This window comes from Enterobacter cloacae complex sp. SHL012 (genome assembly GCF_049237505.1).
Taxonomy (GTDB): domain Bacteria; phylum Pseudomonadota; class Gammaproteobacteria; order Enterobacterales; family Enterobacteriaceae; genus Enterobacter; species Enterobacter kobei.
On record NZ_JBMKIZ010000001.1, the window covers coordinates 977846 to 994746 of the forward strand.

The window sequence follows — 16901 nt, forward strand, 5'->3', positions numbered from 1 at the left end:
AATACGATGACCTCTCACGGCTTTTCGCTTAAGCGCTGTATTCTGGACGCCATTTTTTCTGGCCTGATTGCGTTAATCATTTTTGGCCCGATTGCCGGCGTGGTGCTGGACGGATACAGCTTTAACTTCGCCGGACAGCGACTCGCATGGATAGTCGGCATCGTTATGCTGGGTCGTTTTCTGCTGAGCGCTTTTTTAGGTACCGCCCCAGGCGCACGTTTCCAGGCACGTTTTGAAGCCGACAGCGCAGGTGTTTATGTCCGGCCACCGGAATACAAAAGCCGCATGCGCTGGATTATTCCCCTGGTGATTGCCGTTGCCATTTGCTTCCCGTTTGTCGCCACTAAATATGTGCTGACCGTCGCCATTCTCGGGCTGATCTACGTGCTTCTTGGGCTGGGGCTGAACATCGTCGTGGGTCTGGCGGGTTTGCTGGATCTGGGGTATGTCGCTTTCTATGCGATTGGTGCGTACGGACTGGCGCTGGGGTATCAGTATCTCGGCTTAGGCTTCTGGAGCATGCTGCCGCTGGCGGCCATTATGGCCGCTGCCGCGGGCGCCCTGCTCGGTTTTCCGGTACTGCGCATGCACGGTGACTATCTGGCCATTGTCACCCTCGGGTTCGGGGAGATCATTCGCCTGATCCTGAACAACTGGCTGACGTTCACCGGTGGGCCTAATGGCGTGTCGGCCCCTCCTCCTACCTTTTTCGGCCTTGAGTTTGGACGACGCGCAAAAGAAGGCGGCGTGCCTTTTCACGAGTTTTTCCACCTCACCTATAACCCGAACATGAAGTTTATCTTTATCTATACGGTGCTGTTTCTGGTGGTAATGCTGGTGCTCTATATCAAGCACCGCCTGACGCGGATGCCGATCGGCCGGGCGTGGGAAGCCCTGCGGGAAGACGAAATTGCCTGTCGCTCCATGGGGCTCAATCATGTGCTGGTCAAGCTTTCGGCCTTTACGCTGGGCGCATCGACTGCGGGCATCGCCGGGGTATTCTTCGCCACCTATCAGGGGTTCGTGAACCCGACATCGTTTACCTTCTTTGAATCCGCGCTGATCCTCGCCATTGTGGTACTGGGCGGCATGGGGTCTACGCTTGGCGTGGTGCTGGCCGCCTTTGTGCTGACGGTCACGCCGGAACTGCTGCGCAGTTTTGCCGAGTACCGGGTCCTGCTGTTTGGCATGCTGATGGTGGTGATGATGATCTGGCGTCCACGCGGTTTGATCCGCATTAACCGCAGCGGATTTGCCGTGCGTAAGGGCGTCGCGCCATGAACGAAACGATATTGCGCGTTGAACATCTGATGATGCACTTCGGCGGGATTAAGGCGCTAAACGACGTCAACCTGGACGTGCAGCGCGGTTCCATTACTGCCCTGATTGGGCCAAACGGGGCGGGAAAAACCACCGTATTTAACTGCCTGACCGGCTTCTACAGAGCCTCCGGCGGCAATATTTTATTTACCAGCCGCAATAAGACGACCAACGTCATTCAGGTACTCGGGCAAAAATTTCAGCCGGGTGACTGGATTAACCCCGCGCAGTTCGGGCAGCGTCTGTTCTATAAAATGTTTGGCGGAACCCACCTGGTCAACCGCGCCGGGCTGGCACGCACCTTCCAGAACATCCGTCTGTTTCGCGAGATGTCGGTCGTGGAAAATCTGCTGGTCGCACAGCATATGCGCGTTAACCGTAATCTGCTCGCCGGGATCGTTAATTCCCCGGCCTACCGTCGGGCGGAAAGCGACGCCCTCGACAGAGCTTTCTACTGGCTGGAAGTGGTCGATCTGGTGGACTGTGCCAATCGCCTGGCGGGAGAGATGTCGTACGGTCAGCAGCGTCGCCTGGAGATCGCCCGGGCAATGTGTACCGGACCGGAGATGATCTGTCTCGACGAACCTGCCGCCGGGCTAAACCCGGTTGAAACGCATAAGCTGAGCAGCATTATCCGTTTTCTGCGGGATCATCATGACATCACGGTATTACTGATTGAGCATGACATGGGGATGGTGATGGAGATTTCGGACGATATTATCGTGCTCGACCACGGTGACGTGATTGCCAGGGGGAAACCCGCGCAGATCCAGCATGATGAAAAGGTCATTGCCGCCTATCTGGGCACGGATGAAAGCGAGGTCACCCTATGAGCGAACCGCTGCTGGCCTTCCGCGAGGTGGATGTATTTTACGGCGTGATTCAGGCGCTGAAACAGGTCTCCCTTGAGGTGAATACAGGAGAAACCGTGGCGCTGATTGGCGCAAACGGCGCGGGTAAATCGACATTACTGATGTCCATCTTTGGCCAGCCGCGTATCCGCAACGGACAGATCCTTTATCGCGGCGAAGACATCAGCCATAAATCCACCCATTACGTCGCCTCCGGCGGCATTGCGCAGGCACCTGAAGGCAGACGTATCTTTCCGGATATGACCGTCGAAGAGAACCTGCTGATGGGGACCATCCCGATTGGCAACCAGTTTGCGGCCGAAGATATGCAAACGATGTTCGATCTGTTCCCTCGCCTGAAAGAACGGCGTAAACAGCGCGCGATGACCCTGTCCGGCGGAGAACAGCAAATGCTGGCTATCGCCCGGGCGCTGATGAGCCGTCCGACGCTGCTGTTGCTGGATGAGCCCAGCCTGGGCTTAGCCCCGATTGTGGTGAAACAGATTTTCCAGACGCTGCGCGAGCTGGCCCGCAACGGGATGACGATCTTCCTGGTGGAGCAGAATGCGCACCACGCGCTGAAGCTTTCCGATCGAGGGTATGTGATGGTTAACGGGCAGATCCGCCTGAGCGGCAGCGGCGAGGAGCTGCTGGGCAATCAGGAGGTGAGGAAGGCGTATTTGGGTGGGGTGTGATCTGATACAAGGTGATTTATTAAAATTATTATATATGAATAACAATGAGTTATTTATAAAGGCTATAGCACGCAATGCCTTGTGAAGGTCTGAGTTTGTTGATTTATTAGTCTTTGACAATCACGTCAAACTCACTGAAATGGAGCGTTCAGAATGGCTATTCCCGCATACCTATGGCTTAAAGATGACGGCGGTGCAAGGGCAGACGTTACAATCAGCGGAATTTAAGCGGTAGAGGATTAACGACGCTGGGCAGGAGGTTAAATACTTCAATATGTAGATCCTCTGGAGGGCGCTAGTTAAATCCCCGCCAGTTATGATCACCGCCCAACTGAAGGCGTTCGGGACGATACAGGTATATTGATGAAACCTCTTTCACTGGTGTTTGTTTGGTTCGCAGAACTCGCTACTCTTTTTATATCTTATTCATTGCTGTGTTTCTTATTGCCGGATTTAAAAATTTACGATTGGTATGTTGAAAAACATAGATATGTTTTGGAGGAAAATTTTCTTGATTACTACACGCTGATTCTGTTTACCGTTTCGATGATGTTTACCACTGCATTGATATGGATAGCAGCGATAGTACATCGAAAACTATCGGCGAAATCGGTTTAAGGTCAGACTCAAAAATGATGCAGAAATACTCAAAAAAGCTAGGGTGAAAAGTCTTCCAGCCAAGCCAGGAGGACTTTTTCTTGTGCGGTATAAAATCACATATATAGATTTCAAACACAAAAAAACCACCTTTCGGTGGTTTCACGACACTGCTTATTGCTTTGATTATTCTTTGTTTCCCATGGTAGCCGGAGTGGGACTTGAACCCACACAGCGCGAACGCCGAGGGATTTTAAATCCCTTGTGTCTACCGATTCCACCATCCGGCCAGGGAAGAAAGTGGAGGCGCGTTCCGGAGTCGAACCGGACTAGACGGATTTGCAATCCGCTACATAACCGCTTTGCTAACGCGCCGTAAAACTTTTCTAACTGACACCCGCTACTGCGCATGTCTTTAATCTGGAGCGGGAAACGAGACTCGAACTCGCGACCCCGACCTTGGCAAGGTCGTGCTCTACCAACTGAGCTATTCCCGCATGTCATCAAGTCAACTTCTAAACACTTGATTTCATTATCGTCCGGCTTGCTGTGCCGCCGTTCGATGCGTTGCATTCTACTGATATGACGTTATGAGTCAACGTTATTTTTTGCTTCCCTGGATCGTTTGCTGAAAATTACGGCGAAACGATCACTGATCAAGCAAATCCCCGCGCGCAGCGTTCAAATATTGCAGCATTGACCACAGCGTCAGCACTGCCGCCACCCACAGCAGACCAATTCCCGCCCACTCAACCCAGGCGTTTGGACGCCAGAGCATCCAGACCAGCGCCGCCATCTGTGCGGTCGTTTTCACTTTCCCGATCCAGGAGACCGCCACGCTGCTGCGTTTACCCAACTCCGCCATCCACTCACGCAGCGCAGAAATGATGATTTCACGGCCGATCATGGTTGCCGCAGGCAGCGTCACCCACCAGGTATGATAGTGTTCAGCCACCAGCACCATCGCGATAGCAACCATGACCTTATCCGCTACCGGATCGAGAAACGCGCCGAAGCGAGTGCTTTGATTCCAGCGACGCGCCAGATAGCCATCAAACCAGTCCGTTACCGCTGCGATAAGGAAGATCAATGCGCAGGCAAAAGGTGCCCACACAACCGGCAGATAAAACGCCAGCACAAAGAACGGAATGAGTACAACACGAAAGAGAGTGAGCAACGTAGGGATATTATATTGCATAGTGACGGTAACTATTTGTTGTCAGTAAAATTTAGCTCTATGTTGCTACAGAGCCCTCAATGTTTCAACGAGTAGTAGATCTTTTCTGCCAGCCCTTGCGAAATACCCGGCACTTTTGCAATTTCCTCCATGCTGGCGTTGAGTAATCCTTGCAATCCGCCCATATACTTCAGCAGCATCTGGCGACGTTTCGGCCCGACGCCCTCAATGGTTTCCAGAGTACTGGTATTTTTCACCTTCGCCCGTTTTTTACGGTGCCCACTGATAGCATGGTCGTGCGATTCATCGCGAATATGCTGGATGACATGCAGCGCCGGGGAGTCTGGCGGCAGACTGAAGCCCTCACCTTCCGGTTCGAAGAACAACGTCTCCAGACCCGCCTTACGATCGGCCCCTTTCGCCACACCTAACAGCAGCGGATGATTTTTGTCCCACTCAACGTCGAGCGATTCAAATACCGCTTTCGCCTGGCCAAGCTGGCCTTTACCACCGTCAATCAGGATCACATCCGGGATCTTGCTCTCTTCAATTGCTTTACCGTAACGACGACGCAACACCTGATTCATGGCGGCATAGTCGTCTCCCGGCGTAATGCCGGTGATGTTGTAGCGTCGATACTCGGCGCGAAGCGGGCCATTAGCATCAAACACGACGCAGGATGCTACCGTCTGCTCGCCCATCGTATGGCTGATATCGAAACACTCCATACGTTTCACTTCCGGCAACTTCAGGAGCGTTGCCAGCGCGGTTAACCGCTGGCTGACCGTCGATTGCTGAGACAATTTTGTGGTCAGCGCCGTCGCCGCGTTGGTCCGCGCGAGCTTCAGATAACGCGCCCTGTCGCCGCGGGGTTTGGTTTGTACGTTGACCCGACGGCCCGCCAGCTCGGAAAGCGAATCGGCCAGCAGGGTTTTATCGTCAAGGTTGAAATCGAGCAAGATCTCCGAGGGGAGCGTGCGCATCTGGCTTCCCTGTAGATAGAACTGGCCGACAAAGGTTTCCACCACTTCCCCCAGCTCGGTGCCACCAGGCACTTTAGGGAAATAGCTGCGGCTGCCGAGTACCTTGCCCTGGCGGATAAACAGCACGTGAACACAGGCCATTCCGGCGTCAAAGGAGACGCCGATAACGTCGAGATCGTCACCGGTATTCGAGACAAACTGTTTCTCGGTGACCCGGCGCACCGCCTGAATTTGGTCACGGATCCGTGCGGCCTCTTCAAACTCAAGTGCGGCGCTGGCTTTTTCCATCCGCGCGATCAGCTGGGTTAACACCTGATCGTCTTTTCCGGCTAAGAACAGGCGTACATAGTCCACCTGCTGGGCATACTCATCTTCACTGACCAGCCCGGCAACACAGGGGCCCAGGCAGCGACCAATCTGGTACTGCAGACACGGACGCGAGCGGTTACGGTAGACACTGTTTTCGCACTGACGAATCGGGAAGATTTTTTGCAGCAGCGCGAGCGTCTCCCGCACGGCATAGCCATTCGGGAAAGGACCAAAATATTCCCCCTTCGCGTGTTTTGCACCACGGTGCATCGCCAGACGCGGATGAGTATCGCCACTGAGAAAGATAAACGGATAGGATTTATCGTCCCGCAACAGCACGTTATAGCGCGGTTGATAGAGCTTTATATAATTGTGCTCAAGCAGCAGGGCTTCGGTTTCGGTATGCGTGACGGTGACATCAATATTATGAATGAGAGAGACCAGCGCTTCAGTCTTACGGGAGGCAAGGTTGCTGCGAAAATAGCTGGAAAGGCGTTTTTTAAGGTCTTTCGCCTTCCCCACATAGATAACCGTACCGCCAGCGTCATACATCCGATAGACGCCAGGCTGGCTGGTTACCGTTTTCAGAAATGCTTTTGAATCGAACACATCACTCACTGACTTAACAACGTCTCCGCATTACATAAACCATGTCGGATGGCCAGATGAGTCAGTTCAACATCACCATGAATGTTCAGTTTACTGAACATTCGATAACGATAGCTGTTCACCGTTTTCGGGCTGAGGTTCAGCTGTTCCGAGATCTCATTTACCTTCTGACCTTTCGTGATCATCAGCATAATCTGCAATTCGCGCTCAGACAAACTGGCAAACGGGGACTCGTTTTTCTCGGGTTCGATCTGGCTCAAAGCCATCTGTTGCGCAATGTCAGAGGCGATGTAACGCTGCCCGGCAAACACGGAGCGGATGGCATTGACGACCTCCTGCGGAGCGGCACCTTTGCTCAGGTAACCGGCCGCACCCGCCTGCATCACTTTCGCAGGCAGTGGATTTTCAGTATGCACGGTCAGCATGATGACTTTGGTATCTACGAAGGTACGCGCAATTTTGCGCGTTGCCTCAAGGCCACCGATGCCGGGCATGTTCATATCCATCAGCACCACATCGGCGGAGTTTGTGCGGCACCATTTTACGGCATCTTCCCCACAGCACACCTCTCCGGCAACTTTAATCCCTTTTATATCTTCAAGAATGCGTCGTATCCCTGCGCGCACCAGTTCGTGGTCATCAACAAGAAGGACGTTGATCAAAGGAAATGTCTCCAGAATAGGGATAACGCTACTGAGTGATAATTTGGTTTATATTAACGGTTTTCCTCACAAGATTAAAACGTTAAAAAATCGGCTATTCGATTTTGCTCTCGTTTTTGGAAATTAGCCTGTACAGTCCGTGGAAAGAGAGTCCTTGCCATCAGGGCTTTTGCGCTTTTTTTTAAGCATCCGTATTCAAAAAGTTACAAAAACCTTGCTCCTTTTCCTCGGGGAAAACAGTTTTCAGATTTTTGTAACAATAATTAACGGTAAGCAAACCACTCATAAACAATTAATAGTCATACCAGGGCATCAGTCTACCGCCTGGCGGAGTTTACGCAAATAAACAGCGCAGTAAAAGTACGAAAAACAACCGCTGCATTTTTTGCTTCAGCTTGTGGTATACTCCGCCGCCTTGACTTTCGTCGTCGCGCTTTAGCGCCGTTTAATAATGAGGAAAATAAATGAGCACACCTGAATTTGCCACTGCGGAGAATAACCAGGAACTGGCACAGGAAGTAAACTGCCTGAAAGCACTGCTGACGCTGATGCTGCAGGCGATGGGCCAGGCTGATGCTGGTCGTGTGATCATTAAAATGGAAAAGCAAATCGCGCAGATGGAAGACCAGGCGGAATCGGCTGTATTTGCAAACACCGTTAAGCAAATTAAACAAGCGTACCGCCAGTAACAAAAAACGGCTGGATGCACTGCATTCAGCCGTCCGCTCGTCTGTCACGCAGAACGTACTCTCTAATCAGATCAGTCCCGTTGCCGCCGCGTAACAAGCAATCTGGGTTTTGTTGGGTGCATTGAATTTTTTCTGCATATTCTTCTGATGGAAGTTAACCGTATTCTCTGAAATGGAGAGAATGATCGCTATTTCCGCTGACGTCTTCCCTTCTGCAGTCCATTTCAGAATTTCCCGCTCACGCTTGCTGAATTTCATCTCTGGCGGCATCACCATCCCATCTTCAAAACGCAACAGCGTGGTTAATGCCATTTGCACCAGCATTTGCAACCGTAGTTCTATTTCTTCCTGTCTGTACGGCACATCCTGCACACTCGTACGGGAAACCGAGAGGAAACCGAGCGCGTGATTAGGCAGCATCAGACACTGCGTTATTCCCGTGCGTAAACCGTGATCCTGTGCGTTATGCCATAACTCCTGCGCATCCGCGAATAATGCATCCGTCCAGGGAAGATGACCCTGAATGAAATTCTCCGGCTTTAAAACCGGATCAATCGCGAAATAGTTCGCGGATTGATATTGCGCCATCCACTGCTTTGGATAAGTGGTTTGCAGCGAGACCTTGGGTCGCGTAAATGGCACGGGATGGCGCACGCAGAGCGCGTAATAATCGAATTCAAGCGCCTGCGTTTGTCGCTGAAGTTCCTGATATACCTCGTCGGCACAGGTCAATTCCTGAAACCGGAGGAAGCAATCCCGTCGCCAGGTGAAAAAGTCTGAATCCTTCATACTTACTAAAAGAAGCCTCTGAAAAGATAATCATTATTATGGTGAATATAACCTAACACATAAAACTTATTTCTAACCACAAAATATCGGCAATAGCACAATTAACTTTACTATTGATAAGGCTTATCTGCGTCGGGTGGAATAAAAAAGCAGACGCCCGGGGCAACAGGGAGAATAATTTGCTCCAGAAAAGATTTCCGGAGCAAATAAGGACAAAAATGCTACTGCATGAGGAATTTTTCAAGGAACTGACGGGTTCGCGGCTGTTGAGGATCCGCAAATAAACTTTTCGCCGGCCCCTGCTCCACAATCCGCCCCTGGTCCATGAAAATGGCCCTGTCCGCCACGTCACGAGCAAAGCTCATTTCATGGGTCACGATGACCATCGTGCGCTTCTCCTGCGCCAGCTGGCGAATGGTGTTCAGCACTTCGCCCACCAGCTCGGGGTCGAGCGCCGAGGTCGGTTCATCAAACAGGATCACGTCAGGGCGCATCGCCAGCGCACGCGCTATCGCCACGCGCTGCTGCTGGCCTCCTGACAGGCGGCGCGGATAGCTGGTCTCTTTACCTGCCAGCCCAACTTTAGCGAGCAGCTCGCGGGCACGCGCCGTCGCGTCCTCTTTTGGCTCACCTTTTACGATAACCGGCCCTTCAATAATGTTTTCCAGTACCGTGCGGTGCGGAAAAAGATTGAAGTTCTGGAACACAAAGCCCACATGCTGACGCAGACGGCGAATTAATCCTTTCTGCTGGCTGATGGATTTACCGGTATCAATCGTAATCTCCCCGACCCGGATGGTGCCCCCTTCCGGTTGTTCAAGCAGGTTAATACTGCGCAGCAGCGTCGTTTTTCCCGACCCGCTCGGCCCGATAATAGCCACCACTTCGCCCTGCTCCACTTCCAGATCGATCCCGTGGAGCACCGTTTGACCATGGAATTTTTTCACCAGGTTTTTAACGTCGATAGCACTCATTTTGGATCACGCTCCTGGCGGTTAAGCTGGTTTTCAAAATAGTTTTGCAGAGCAGACAACACCGTTGCCATCACCCAGTAAATCAGCGAGGCAGCCAGATACATGGTGAAGACTTCAAGGGTGCGCGAGGTAATAAGCTGCGCCTGACGGAACAGTTCAGGCACCTGAATCGTTGCGGCCAGAGAGGTATCTTTGACCAGGCTGATGAAGCTGTTGCTCAGCGGCGGAAGCGCCACACGCGCAGCCTGCGGCAAAATAGCGCGACGCAATGTTTGCCACGGCGTCATCCCGATACTGGCCGCCGCTTCCCACTGACCTTTATCAATGGACGAGATTGCCGCGCGCAGGGTTTCAGAGGTATAGGCCGCCGTATTGAGCGACAGGCCAATCATCGCCGCCGGGATCGGATCCAGCTCGATACCGAATTGCGGTAGACCGTAGTAGATCATAAAGAGCTGAGCAATGAGTGGCGTACCGCGAAACACGGAGGTATAGAAACGCGCCAGCCAGCGTACCGGCAGAATGGGCGACATACGCATTAAAGCCAGCACGAAGCCCAGCACGAGGCCGAAGAACATCCCGCCAATACTCAGCTGGAGCGTAAATACCGCACCTTTCAGCAGATACGGCAGTGAATCAATAACCAGTTGTATACTCTCTTGCATTATTATTTTTCGACCTGATTTTTAGACATGAGGATGATAAGCAAACAGCGCGGGCGCCCCGCCGGTGTGCACAAATAAAATCGGCCCTTCATCCTTAAAGCGTTTCTGCGTAATGCCATCTATAAGCCCGGCCATCGCTTTACCCGTATAAACCGGATCAAGCAGTATACCCTCAAGGCGCGCCAGCAGTTTAACCGCCTCCATCCCCTCTTCATTAGGCGTGCCGTAGCCCGGCGCAAAATAGTCATCCCAGAGCAGAATATCGGCTTTTGCCTTAAGCGCCAGCTGCTCTGCCACCGCCTGCTGTAACGTGACCACTTTCGGCTTTTGATCCGCAACGCTGCGGGACACCGTCACGCCTATCAGTTCCAACTCGGGCATCAGCTGCTCCAGCCCCACCGCCAGCCCGGCGTGCGTGCCGGCACTGCCAGACGCGACAACCACGGAGGAGAGGCTCACCGCCCCCTCACACTGCTGCGCGATCTCCAGCGCACTTTCCACATAACCCAGCGCGCCCAGCGCATTCGAACCGCCGACAGGGATAACATAAGGACGGAAACCCTGCGCTTCGAGGCGCGTAGCCAGTTCGTCGAGCTGGGCAGTCGGGTCGGTCAACGCATCGACCATCTCCACCTGCACATTAAACAGATCCAGCAGCAGACGATTACCGTTGGTGAGATAATTTTCTGCCCGCGTGCCAATTGGGTTTTCCAGCAGTGCCACGCAATGGAGACCAAGCTTCGCCGCGACTGCCGCCGTCTGACGAACGTGGTTGGACTGGATTGCCCCGGCGGTGATGAGCGTGTCCGCCCCTTCACGCAGTGCATCCGCGGCCAGAAACTCCAGCTTACGCAGCTTGTTGCCCCCCATCGCCATCGGCGTCACGTCATCGCGCTTAATGAAAATATCGCGTCCTACGTAATCAGAAAATCGCGGCAGATACTCCAGCGGAGTCGGCGCGCCGATAAACTCCAGGCGGGGAAAGCGCGTTAAATTCTGTAGTGACATGGGTTCTCCGGTAACTCAGACAAAATGTAATATTTTTCATTATGCACGCAGACGCGTAAGAAATAAAAAAGGCGCTTTTAAAAGCGCCTTTTTTTCACGTCAAAGACTTATTTGGTGACGTCTGCGCCGAACCACTTCTCGGAGAGCGCCTTCAGGCTGCCGTCTTTTTGCATATCAGCAATCGCAGCGTCGATCGCTTTCACCAGGTCTTCGTTACCTTTACGGACCGCAACACCGGATTCCTGACGAGAGAACGCATCACCGGCAACCGCCAGGGTGTTGTTGGTTTTCTTCACCAGATCCAGCGCGGCCAGGCGGTCAACCAGAATGGCGTCAATACGGCCTACGCGCAGATCCTGGTATTTCGTCGGGTCATCATCATAGGTACGGATGTCCACGCCCTGAACGTTCTGGCGCAGCCACTCTTCGTAGTTAGTGCCCAGACCGACACCCACTTTTTTGCCTTTCAGGTCGGCCGCGGTTTTGATGGTGCCTTCGTTACCTTTCTTCACCAGCGCCTGAATACCGGACACGGTGTACGGCGTGGAGAAGCCATACTTCTTCTTACGCTCGTCAGAAATGGTCACCTGGTTAATCACCACGTCAATGCGTTTGGAATCCAGCGATGCCAGCATACCGTCCCATTTGGTCGGTTTCAGGGAGGCTTTCACGCCGAGGTGTTTTGCCAGTTCTTCGGCAAATTCCACTTCAAAACCGGTCAGTTTGCCGTCGTCGCCCTGGAAGCTGAACGGAGGATAGGTTCCTTCCAGCCCAACCAGCAGCGTTCCGCGCTCTTTTACTTTGTTCAGCAGATTTTCTGCAGCGAACGTTTTCACGCTCATACCCGCAACCAGCGCCACGGCCATAACGCCCATCAACGCCTGACGACCCAGAAGTGCTAATTTCATAAATACCCCGATAGCGTAGAATTTTTACGTAGTGTAGAGAAATCGCCTGCGACGTCAAAGGCGACTGCGCTACATCTTATTCTTTTTTAATATATATCAGAAGTTGTTCCGGCGTGGCCTTTCTGCTTCATCGCACCCGGCATTTGTACCTTATATTGCGCATACTTGCGCAGCGCAATACGGTAGTTGTTGGTGCTGGTGGCAGGCAGCCACGGCTCCAGATTCTCATCCAGATAACCGGTTTTTAGCAGATCGCGAGAGATGTTGTTAACGGTCAGATGCTGTCCAAGGCGGCGCAGGCGAACCACATATTCGCGCACGGTGCCGTGGCTCATCTCCGTTTGTTCAAACAGGAATTGTTTGAAGCCGATAATGTCGAAGAAGTCGCTTTGCTCTTTGCAGTGGAGATCGCCACAGAAACGACAAAGCGCCACCCACTCTTTCTGCTCTTCGAGCCACGCCGCTTCGTCCATCAACGTGTCGAGGCGAGAGATCGCGATTTTATTCACGATCTCGCCACGGCGAACCAGCGTGATACGATCGAGTAGTTTCTTACAGTGGGCGCAATGCGTCTGGCTGTGTTTAAAGTCTTTCAGGTAGCGGCTTAAAGGCCGTCTTTTTGATTGCTGCACCGTCATGATAACTCCTGGTTGTCAATACGTTGTGCGGCATTTTTCGGGTGAAAAAATCACCTATAACTTACCCAGCTTGGTTCGTAAGCGTTTAATGGCCTGGCTGTGCAGCTGGCTCACCCGCGACTCCCCCACTTCCAGCACAGCGCCAATCTCTTTGAGATTAAGCTCTTCCTGGTAATAAAGGGTCAACACCAGCTGTTCGCGTTCCGGCAGCGCTTCAATCGCTTCCATTACGCGCTGGCGTAAATTCCCTTCCATTAAATGGTGTAACGGGTTTTCCTGCTGGTGCTCATCCGTCACCAGCTCGATGCTATCGCCATGCTCTTCGCGCCACTCGTCATAAGAGAAGAGTTGGCTATTATTGGTATCGAGCAACATCTGACGATACTCTTCAACAGCAATGCCAAGACGTTCCGCCACTTCGGTTTCCGTTGCGTTGCGTCCCAGTTCCTGTTCCAGCTGCCCCATCGCATGCGCCACTTCGCGGGCGTTGCGGCGAACACTTCGCGGCACCCAGTCACGGCTGCGCAGTTCGTCCAGCATCGCACCACGAATACGCTGAACTGCGTAAGTCGTAAATGCCGTTCCTTGCAGAGCGTCGTATCGGTCAACTGCATTCAATAACCCGATACCGCCCGCCTGTAGCAGATCGTCAAGTTCCACGCTCGCCGGCAAGCGCACCTGGAGGCGCAATGCTTCGTGACGCACCAGCGGGACATAACGCTGCCACAGCGAGTGTTTATCCATTACACCTTCAGCGGTATAGAGTGAATTCACGATAAACAGCCCTGCGTTAGTTGAGTTATCGGCATGATTATCCGATTCTGCAGGGCGTTCAATTGGGTGAATAGTGGGTAAAATAAGGGGTTATTTGGGGGTTACCGATGCATGTCGGGATAACATGCATCCTGCAGTAAGAATAACGTCAGCCTTTTTTACACAGCAAGAATATGCTGGAACATAAATCAGGGTATTGATGGCCTAAGGCGTAACAGCCCTCAAGATATTGCGTCGAGATGATATCTGTCTGTAAAAGCTTGTCCCACTGGAAATTAGCGAGCGCCTTGAAAAAAATACCCGTGCGATACACAACGTTGAGTCCTGCAAGACGGGCATCTCTCTCAAGCGTATCCAGAGAATACGTACAACGGTGGCCATGCTGATACTCAGCCTCCGTCACCGCACTATTATGAGAGATTAATCCCATTTTAACGGCAATCTGTCGGGAAGCGGCATGCGCATTGGGACAGACCAGAAAAAGATGTCCGTCATCCGTTAGCCATTCATCATTAATACGTTTTAAGAGATTAACGGGATCGTCAATATGCTCCAGCACATGAGTGAGAACAATATTGTTATAACGTTCCGGAAGTTCAACATCTTCAAAGCGGGAATGCACAAACGATACATTTTCACCCAGGCGCTCACTGGCGATGGCCACCGCCTCTGCTGAAGCTTCCACGCAGGTGATGGCGTTAAATTTTTCAGCCAGGCGTGCGGTAAAATCACCTTTAAAACTACCAAGTTCAAGTAAATTACCCGGCTTAAAGAACGGTGTGAACGCACGGATCATAAAAGGGTGCATAACATCAAAATCAAAGTTATAGGCATACTGATGATCGGCAGTGTCTTTGATTTCCAGATTGTAATCACGAAGGGTCATGTTGTTATCTCACTCTGCAAAGTCATGGTTATCTTTGAAGCGTTTGATCCTCCGAAGATAAACCCATGCTTTAGATATAAACGTTGTGCCGACACATTATTCTTATCGACTTCAAGATTAATTTCAGTCACACCCAGGGAGCGTAAATGTTCAATGCTTTGAATTAATAGCTGACTACCCACACCGCAATGCTGAGCGTCAGGCAAAACGGAAACATTCGTAATAAATCCCTGCTGACGCTGGGCGTTGTAATAGGCTGCAACCAGTCCGGTGAGCGTGTTGTTTTGCCAGGCTTCAGTTCGCCATGCCTGCTCCGCTAATTTTTTTGCATAGTCCTGCAACGCGATTATTTCGGTAATAGATGCGGCAAATAGCGGGTCACACTGATTAAAGTGTTCGACGATCTCCTCCGCAGAGGCGCGGTTCTGGCAAAACGTCAAGCGATTCATAACACCAGTTCCGCCAGGCCAAACCCTGCTTTGCCAAACGCATTACCGTTATAAAGCAAATACACTTTCTCATCGCAGCGGAACAGATGGGGATAGCACTGCATTTCGCTGTCCCAGTCATTCACAGACGCGAGCGAGGCCATTTGGCTGTCGTCACGATGCCAGTGGTGTAAATCATCAGACCAGGCATAGCCCAGACGATAGCCACGCCCCTGCCCTGTGCGAAAATCGAAACATTCACGGAAGCAAAAGACCATATGATACCGGCCATTGATTTCAATCACCGTCGGCAGTGCCTGGCATTCATCGCCCCCCAGCACGGAGGGGATAATTTGCTGGCTGTCACGCTGCCAGTTGATGCCATCGTGTGATTCCGCATGGGCAATTTTATAGATACGATCCGGAACCGAATCCGGGGTGCGCTTCTTCCAGCCCGTGCCAAAGATGTACCACATGTGGAAACGTTCACGGGTATGGATAACAAAGGCATCACCCACTAAGTGTGGCTCGTGCAATGACGGTCCCATCACCGGCCCGGTACCGATGCGGATGAAGTTTTCGCCATTGTCCGTACTTACCGCAAGACCAATAGCCGTATCAACAGAGACTGAAACGCGTCGATTCCACCCCGTTGTCCATGCCATGATTTTTCCTTCATGACGCAGAACGTTACAGGGGAAAATACCGTGCTCATCGAATGTGCCCAGTTCAGCAGGTGCGATTACCGGCTCGGGACTGATGCGCAGCACCTCCCGCAGCGATTTATCCATATCCACATAGCAGACGCGGCTAATAAACTTTGCTGAATGCTCCTCCCGCTCACGCGTGGAAAAGTAGATGCGGACAAAATCATCAAACACCAGCGCTTGCGGAGACTGGGCAAAACCCACCCCATTTGCCAGAGGAGGAAACTGTGACGGCGAATAGATAAGCCCGTGCTTACGCCAGTTCAGGGTCAGCATAATTTACCCTCAAGTTGTGCCAGACCAAAGCCATAGCGGCCCACCTGATCCCCCAGGTAAGCCATGTAAATAGTGCCATCGAGTTCAAAAACGTGTGGGTAGCTGATCATCTCTGCATCCCATCCGGAAGCAGAAACGTCAATGCCAGCTTTGCTATCATCCCGGTACCACGACTTCATATCCAGGCTCCACGCATAGCCGATGCGGTAACCGTTCTGTTTCCCGCGATAATGGGCGCTGTAGCGGTAGCAAAAAAACATATGGTATTTGCCGTTGGCGTAAAAGACATCAGGACTGGCCTGCGCCTCGTCCTCTTCAATGCGGCTGGGGATCAGATCTTTATTCAGTTTTGTCCAGTTGATGCCATCGTCAGAGGTCGCCATGCGGATCTTGTAGACCGGTTCTGCACGGCCATCCACCCACTTCCATTTGCGACCCGCGATATAAAAAAGCTGCCACTGGTTATTGAACCTGCGAATTTTTGGCCCACTCATCACAAACGGCTCATCCGGAGAGTAACCGATTGCTGGACCCGGGCCCGCTTTAACGAAGGTTTCCCCTTGGTCATGGCTTACTGCCATGCCAATCGCCACGTTGAACGGCACCGATTCGCAACGGGTCCAGCCTGCATACCAGGCTTTTACCACATCGTTATCGCGCATCACGGAGACGGGATAGGTTCCAAATTCGTCGAACTCTCCGTATCCCCCCAACGGGAGGATTGGTTCGCGGGCGAAGCGCAACACGTGGAAGAGATCGTCACGTGCCAAATCCACCCAGGCTGAATAGCTGACATATTTTCCCTGCTCATCGGCAGGTGGGCGGCAGGAGAAATAGACGCGCACGAAATCATCGAAGATCAGCGTCGCCGGAGCCTGCGCAAACTCTTTAAGCCAGGGGAGATGAGTCACCTCCTGCGGGGTAAAGACCTTACCCAATTTTTTCCATGTAAACAT

18 protein-coding genes, 3 tRNA genes and 1 pseudogene are annotated in these 16901 nt (G+C 52.2%); 5 read left to right on the forward strand and 17 right to left on the reverse strand.

What is annotated here, in order from left to right:
- The first annotated feature begins 6 nt into the window (after window positions 1–6).
- Genes livM through ACOTY9_RS04695 form a run of 3 tightly spaced genes read left to right on the forward strand, consistent with a single transcriptional unit; the run spans window position 7 to window position 2866 of the window.
- Window positions 7–1281: a high-affinity branched-chain amino acid ABC transporter permease LivM gene (gene livM, locus ACOTY9_RS04685; RefSeq protein WP_045135359.1), complete on the forward strand. Its 1275-nt coding sequence runs from the start codon at window positions 7–9 to the stop codon at window positions 1279–1281.
- A complete protein-coding gene (locus tag ACOTY9_RS04690; RefSeq protein ID WP_014884373.1) occupies window positions 1278–2153 on the forward strand; it encodes an ATP-binding cassette domain-containing protein in 876 nt (291 codons plus the stop codon). Before livM ends, ACOTY9_RS04690 begins: the two co-directional genes overlap by 4 nt.
- Entirely contained in the window at window positions 2150–2866 is a 717-nt protein-coding gene (locus ACOTY9_RS04695) for an ABC transporter ATP-binding protein (RefSeq protein ID WP_045135357.1), read from the forward strand. Before ACOTY9_RS04690 ends, ACOTY9_RS04695 begins: the two co-directional genes overlap by 4 nt.
- 800 nt (window positions 2867–3666) lie before the next feature.
- Here the strand turns inward: ACOTY9_RS04695 and ACOTY9_RS04700 are convergent.
- The 6 genes from ACOTY9_RS04700 to uvrY form a co-directional block, all read right to left on the reverse strand.
- Window positions 3667–3753, reverse strand: a tRNA-Leu gene (locus ACOTY9_RS04700).
- An 11-nt stretch (window positions 3754–3764) separates the two neighbouring features.
- A tRNA-Cys gene (locus ACOTY9_RS04705) sits at window positions 3765–3838 on the reverse strand.
- 46 nt (window positions 3839–3884) lie between these two features.
- Window positions 3885–3960, reverse strand: a tRNA-Gly gene (locus ACOTY9_RS04710).
- A 152-nt stretch (window positions 3961–4112) separates the two neighbouring features.
- Entirely contained in the window at window positions 4113–4661 is a 549-nt protein-coding gene (pgsA, locus tag ACOTY9_RS04715; protein WP_008500348.1) for a CDP-diacylglycerol--glycerol-3-phosphate 3-phosphatidyltransferase, read from the reverse strand.
- Window positions 4662–4717: 56 nt separating this feature from the next.
- The gene (uvrC, locus tag ACOTY9_RS04720) at window positions 4718–6550 is read right to left on the reverse strand and encodes an excinuclease ABC subunit UvrC (RefSeq protein WP_014884376.1); all 1833 of its coding nucleotides are present in this window, start codon (window positions 6548–6550) and stop codon (window positions 4718–4720) included.
- Window positions 6547–7203 carry a UvrY/SirA/GacA family response regulator transcription factor gene (gene uvrY, locus ACOTY9_RS04725; RefSeq protein ID WP_023330806.1) on the reverse strand — a complete coding sequence of 219 codons (657 nt, stop codon included), beginning with the start codon at window positions 7201–7203 and terminating at the stop codon, window positions 6547–6549. Before uvrY ends, uvrC begins: the two co-directional genes overlap by 4 nt.
- A gap of 370 nt (window positions 7204–7573) precedes the next feature.
- Between uvrY and ACOTY9_RS04730 the strand changes: the two are divergent.
- Window positions 7574–7642: pseudogene (locus ACOTY9_RS04730) on the forward strand (hypothetical protein); the annotation flags it as partial.
- Window positions 7643–7667: 25 nt separating this feature from the next.
- Window positions 7668–7892, forward strand: coding sequence for a DUF2594 family protein (locus ACOTY9_RS04735; RefSeq protein WP_014832453.1), 225 nt, complete (start codon window positions 7668–7670; stop codon window positions 7890–7892).
- Window positions 7893–7958: 66 nt separating this feature from the next.
- On the opposite strand, the gene sdiA is transcribed toward ACOTY9_RS04735, so the two are convergent.
- The 11 genes from sdiA to ACOTY9_RS04790 all read right to left on the reverse strand — a co-directional run bounded on the left by sdiA (window position 7959) and on the right by ACOTY9_RS04790 (window position 16901).
- Window positions 7959–8681 (reverse strand): transcriptional regulator SdiA, encoded by a 723-nt coding sequence (sdiA, locus tag ACOTY9_RS04740; protein ID WP_014884378.1) that lies wholly within the window; start codon window positions 8679–8681, stop codon window positions 7959–7961.
- A gap of 221 nt (window positions 8682–8902) precedes the next feature.
- Window positions 8903–9655 carry an L-cystine ABC transporter ATP-binding protein TcyN gene (gene tcyN / locus ACOTY9_RS04745; protein WP_014884379.1) on the reverse strand — a complete coding sequence of 251 codons (753 nt, stop codon included), beginning with the start codon at window positions 9653–9655 and terminating at the stop codon, window positions 8903–8905.
- Complete coding sequence (tcyL, locus tag ACOTY9_RS04750; RefSeq protein WP_348565409.1) at window positions 9652–10320, reverse strand: cystine ABC transporter permease; 669 nt, start codon at window positions 10318–10320, stop codon at window positions 9652–9654. Before tcyL ends, tcyN begins: the two co-directional genes overlap by 4 nt.
- A gap of 21 nt (window positions 10321–10341) precedes the next feature.
- The gene (dcyD, locus tag ACOTY9_RS04755) at window positions 10342–11328 is read right to left on the reverse strand and encodes a D-cysteine desulfhydrase (protein WP_348565408.1); all 987 of its coding nucleotides are present in this window, start codon (window positions 11326–11328) and stop codon (window positions 10342–10344) included.
- Window positions 11329–11435: 107 nt separating this feature from the next.
- Entirely contained in the window at window positions 11436–12236 is an 801-nt protein-coding gene (gene tcyJ, locus ACOTY9_RS04760) for a cystine ABC transporter substrate-binding protein (protein WP_348565407.1), read from the reverse strand.
- An 86-nt stretch (window positions 12237–12322) separates the two neighbouring features.
- Complete coding sequence (gene fliZ, locus ACOTY9_RS04765) at window positions 12323–12874, reverse strand: flagella biosynthesis regulatory protein FliZ (protein ID WP_014884383.1); 552 nt, start codon at window positions 12872–12874, stop codon at window positions 12323–12325.
- A gap of 54 nt (window positions 12875–12928) precedes the next feature.
- The gene (locus ACOTY9_RS04770) at window positions 12929–13648 is read right to left on the reverse strand and encodes an RNA polymerase sigma factor FliA (RefSeq protein WP_014170714.1); all 720 of its coding nucleotides are present in this window, start codon (window positions 13646–13648) and stop codon (window positions 12929–12931) included.
- A 148-nt stretch (window positions 13649–13796) separates the two neighbouring features.
- Window positions 13797–14534: a class I SAM-dependent methyltransferase gene (locus ACOTY9_RS04775; RefSeq protein WP_063861503.1), complete on the reverse strand. Its 738-nt coding sequence runs from the start codon at window positions 14532–14534 to the stop codon at window positions 13797–13799.
- Window positions 14531–14983 carry a GNAT family N-acetyltransferase gene (locus ACOTY9_RS04780; protein WP_348565406.1) on the reverse strand — a complete coding sequence of 151 codons (453 nt, stop codon included), beginning with the start codon at window positions 14981–14983 and terminating at the stop codon, window positions 14531–14533. The genes ACOTY9_RS04775 and ACOTY9_RS04780 overlap by 4 nt, the downstream gene beginning before the upstream one ends.
- Complete coding sequence (locus ACOTY9_RS04785) at window positions 14980–15945, reverse strand: hypothetical protein (protein WP_348565405.1); 966 nt, start codon at window positions 15943–15945, stop codon at window positions 14980–14982. Before ACOTY9_RS04785 ends, ACOTY9_RS04780 begins: the two co-directional genes overlap by 4 nt.
- Window positions 15939–16901: a hypothetical protein gene (locus tag ACOTY9_RS04790; RefSeq protein WP_063861507.1), complete on the reverse strand. Its 963-nt coding sequence runs from the start codon at window positions 16899–16901 to the stop codon at window positions 15939–15941. The genes ACOTY9_RS04785 and ACOTY9_RS04790 overlap by 7 nt, the downstream gene beginning before the upstream one ends.

Coding starts and splice junctions, on each gene's coding strand:
- livM (WP_045135359.1), top strand. CDS start 7: ATGACCTCTCACGGCTTTTCGCTTAAGCGCTGTATTCTGGACGCCATT.
- ACOTY9_RS04690 (WP_014884373.1), top strand. CDS start 1,278: ATGAACGAAACGATATTGCGCGTTGAACATCTGATGATGCACTTCGGC.
- ACOTY9_RS04695 (WP_045135357.1), top strand. CDS start 2,150: ATGAGCGAACCGCTGCTGGCCTTCCGCGAGGTGGATGTATTTTACGGC.
- pgsA (WP_008500348.1), bottom strand. CDS start 4,661: ATGCAATATAATATCCCTACGTTGCTCACTCTCTTTCGTGTTGTACTC.
- ACOTY9_RS04735 (WP_014832453.1), top strand. CDS start 7,668: ATGAGCACACCTGAATTTGCCACTGCGGAGAATAACCAGGAACTGGCA.
- sdiA (WP_014884378.1), bottom strand. CDS start 8,681: ATGAAGGATTCAGACTTTTTCACCTGGCGACGGGATTGCTTCCTCCGG.
- tcyN (WP_014884379.1), bottom strand. CDS start 9,655: ATGAGTGCTATCGACGTTAAAAACCTGGTGAAAAAATTCCATGGTCAA.
- tcyL (WP_348565409.1), bottom strand. CDS start 10,320: ATGCAAGAGAGTATACAACTGGTTATTGATTCACTGCCGTATCTGCTG.
- dcyD (WP_348565408.1), bottom strand. CDS start 11,328: ATGTCACTACAGAATTTAACGCGCTTTCCCCGCCTGGAGTTTATCGGC.
- tcyJ (WP_348565407.1), bottom strand. CDS start 12,236: ATGAAATTAGCACTTCTGGGTCGTCAGGCGTTGATGGGCGTTATGGCC.
- fliZ (WP_014884383.1), bottom strand. CDS start 12,874: ATGACGGTGCAGCAATCAAAAAGACGGCCTTTAAGCCGCTACCTGAAA.
- ACOTY9_RS04775 (WP_063861503.1), bottom strand. CDS start 14,534: ATGACCCTTCGTGATTACAATCTGGAAATCAAAGACACTGCCGATCAT.
- ACOTY9_RS04780 (WP_348565406.1), bottom strand. CDS start 14,983: ATGAATCGCTTGACGTTTTGCCAGAACCGCGCCTCTGCGGAGGAGATC.
- ACOTY9_RS04785 (WP_348565405.1), bottom strand. CDS start 15,945: ATGCTGACCCTGAACTGGCGTAAGCACGGGCTTATCTATTCGCCGTCA.
- ACOTY9_RS04790 (WP_063861507.1), bottom strand. CDS start 16,901: ATGTTTACATGGAAAAAATTGGGTAAGGTCTTTACCCCGCAGGAGGTG.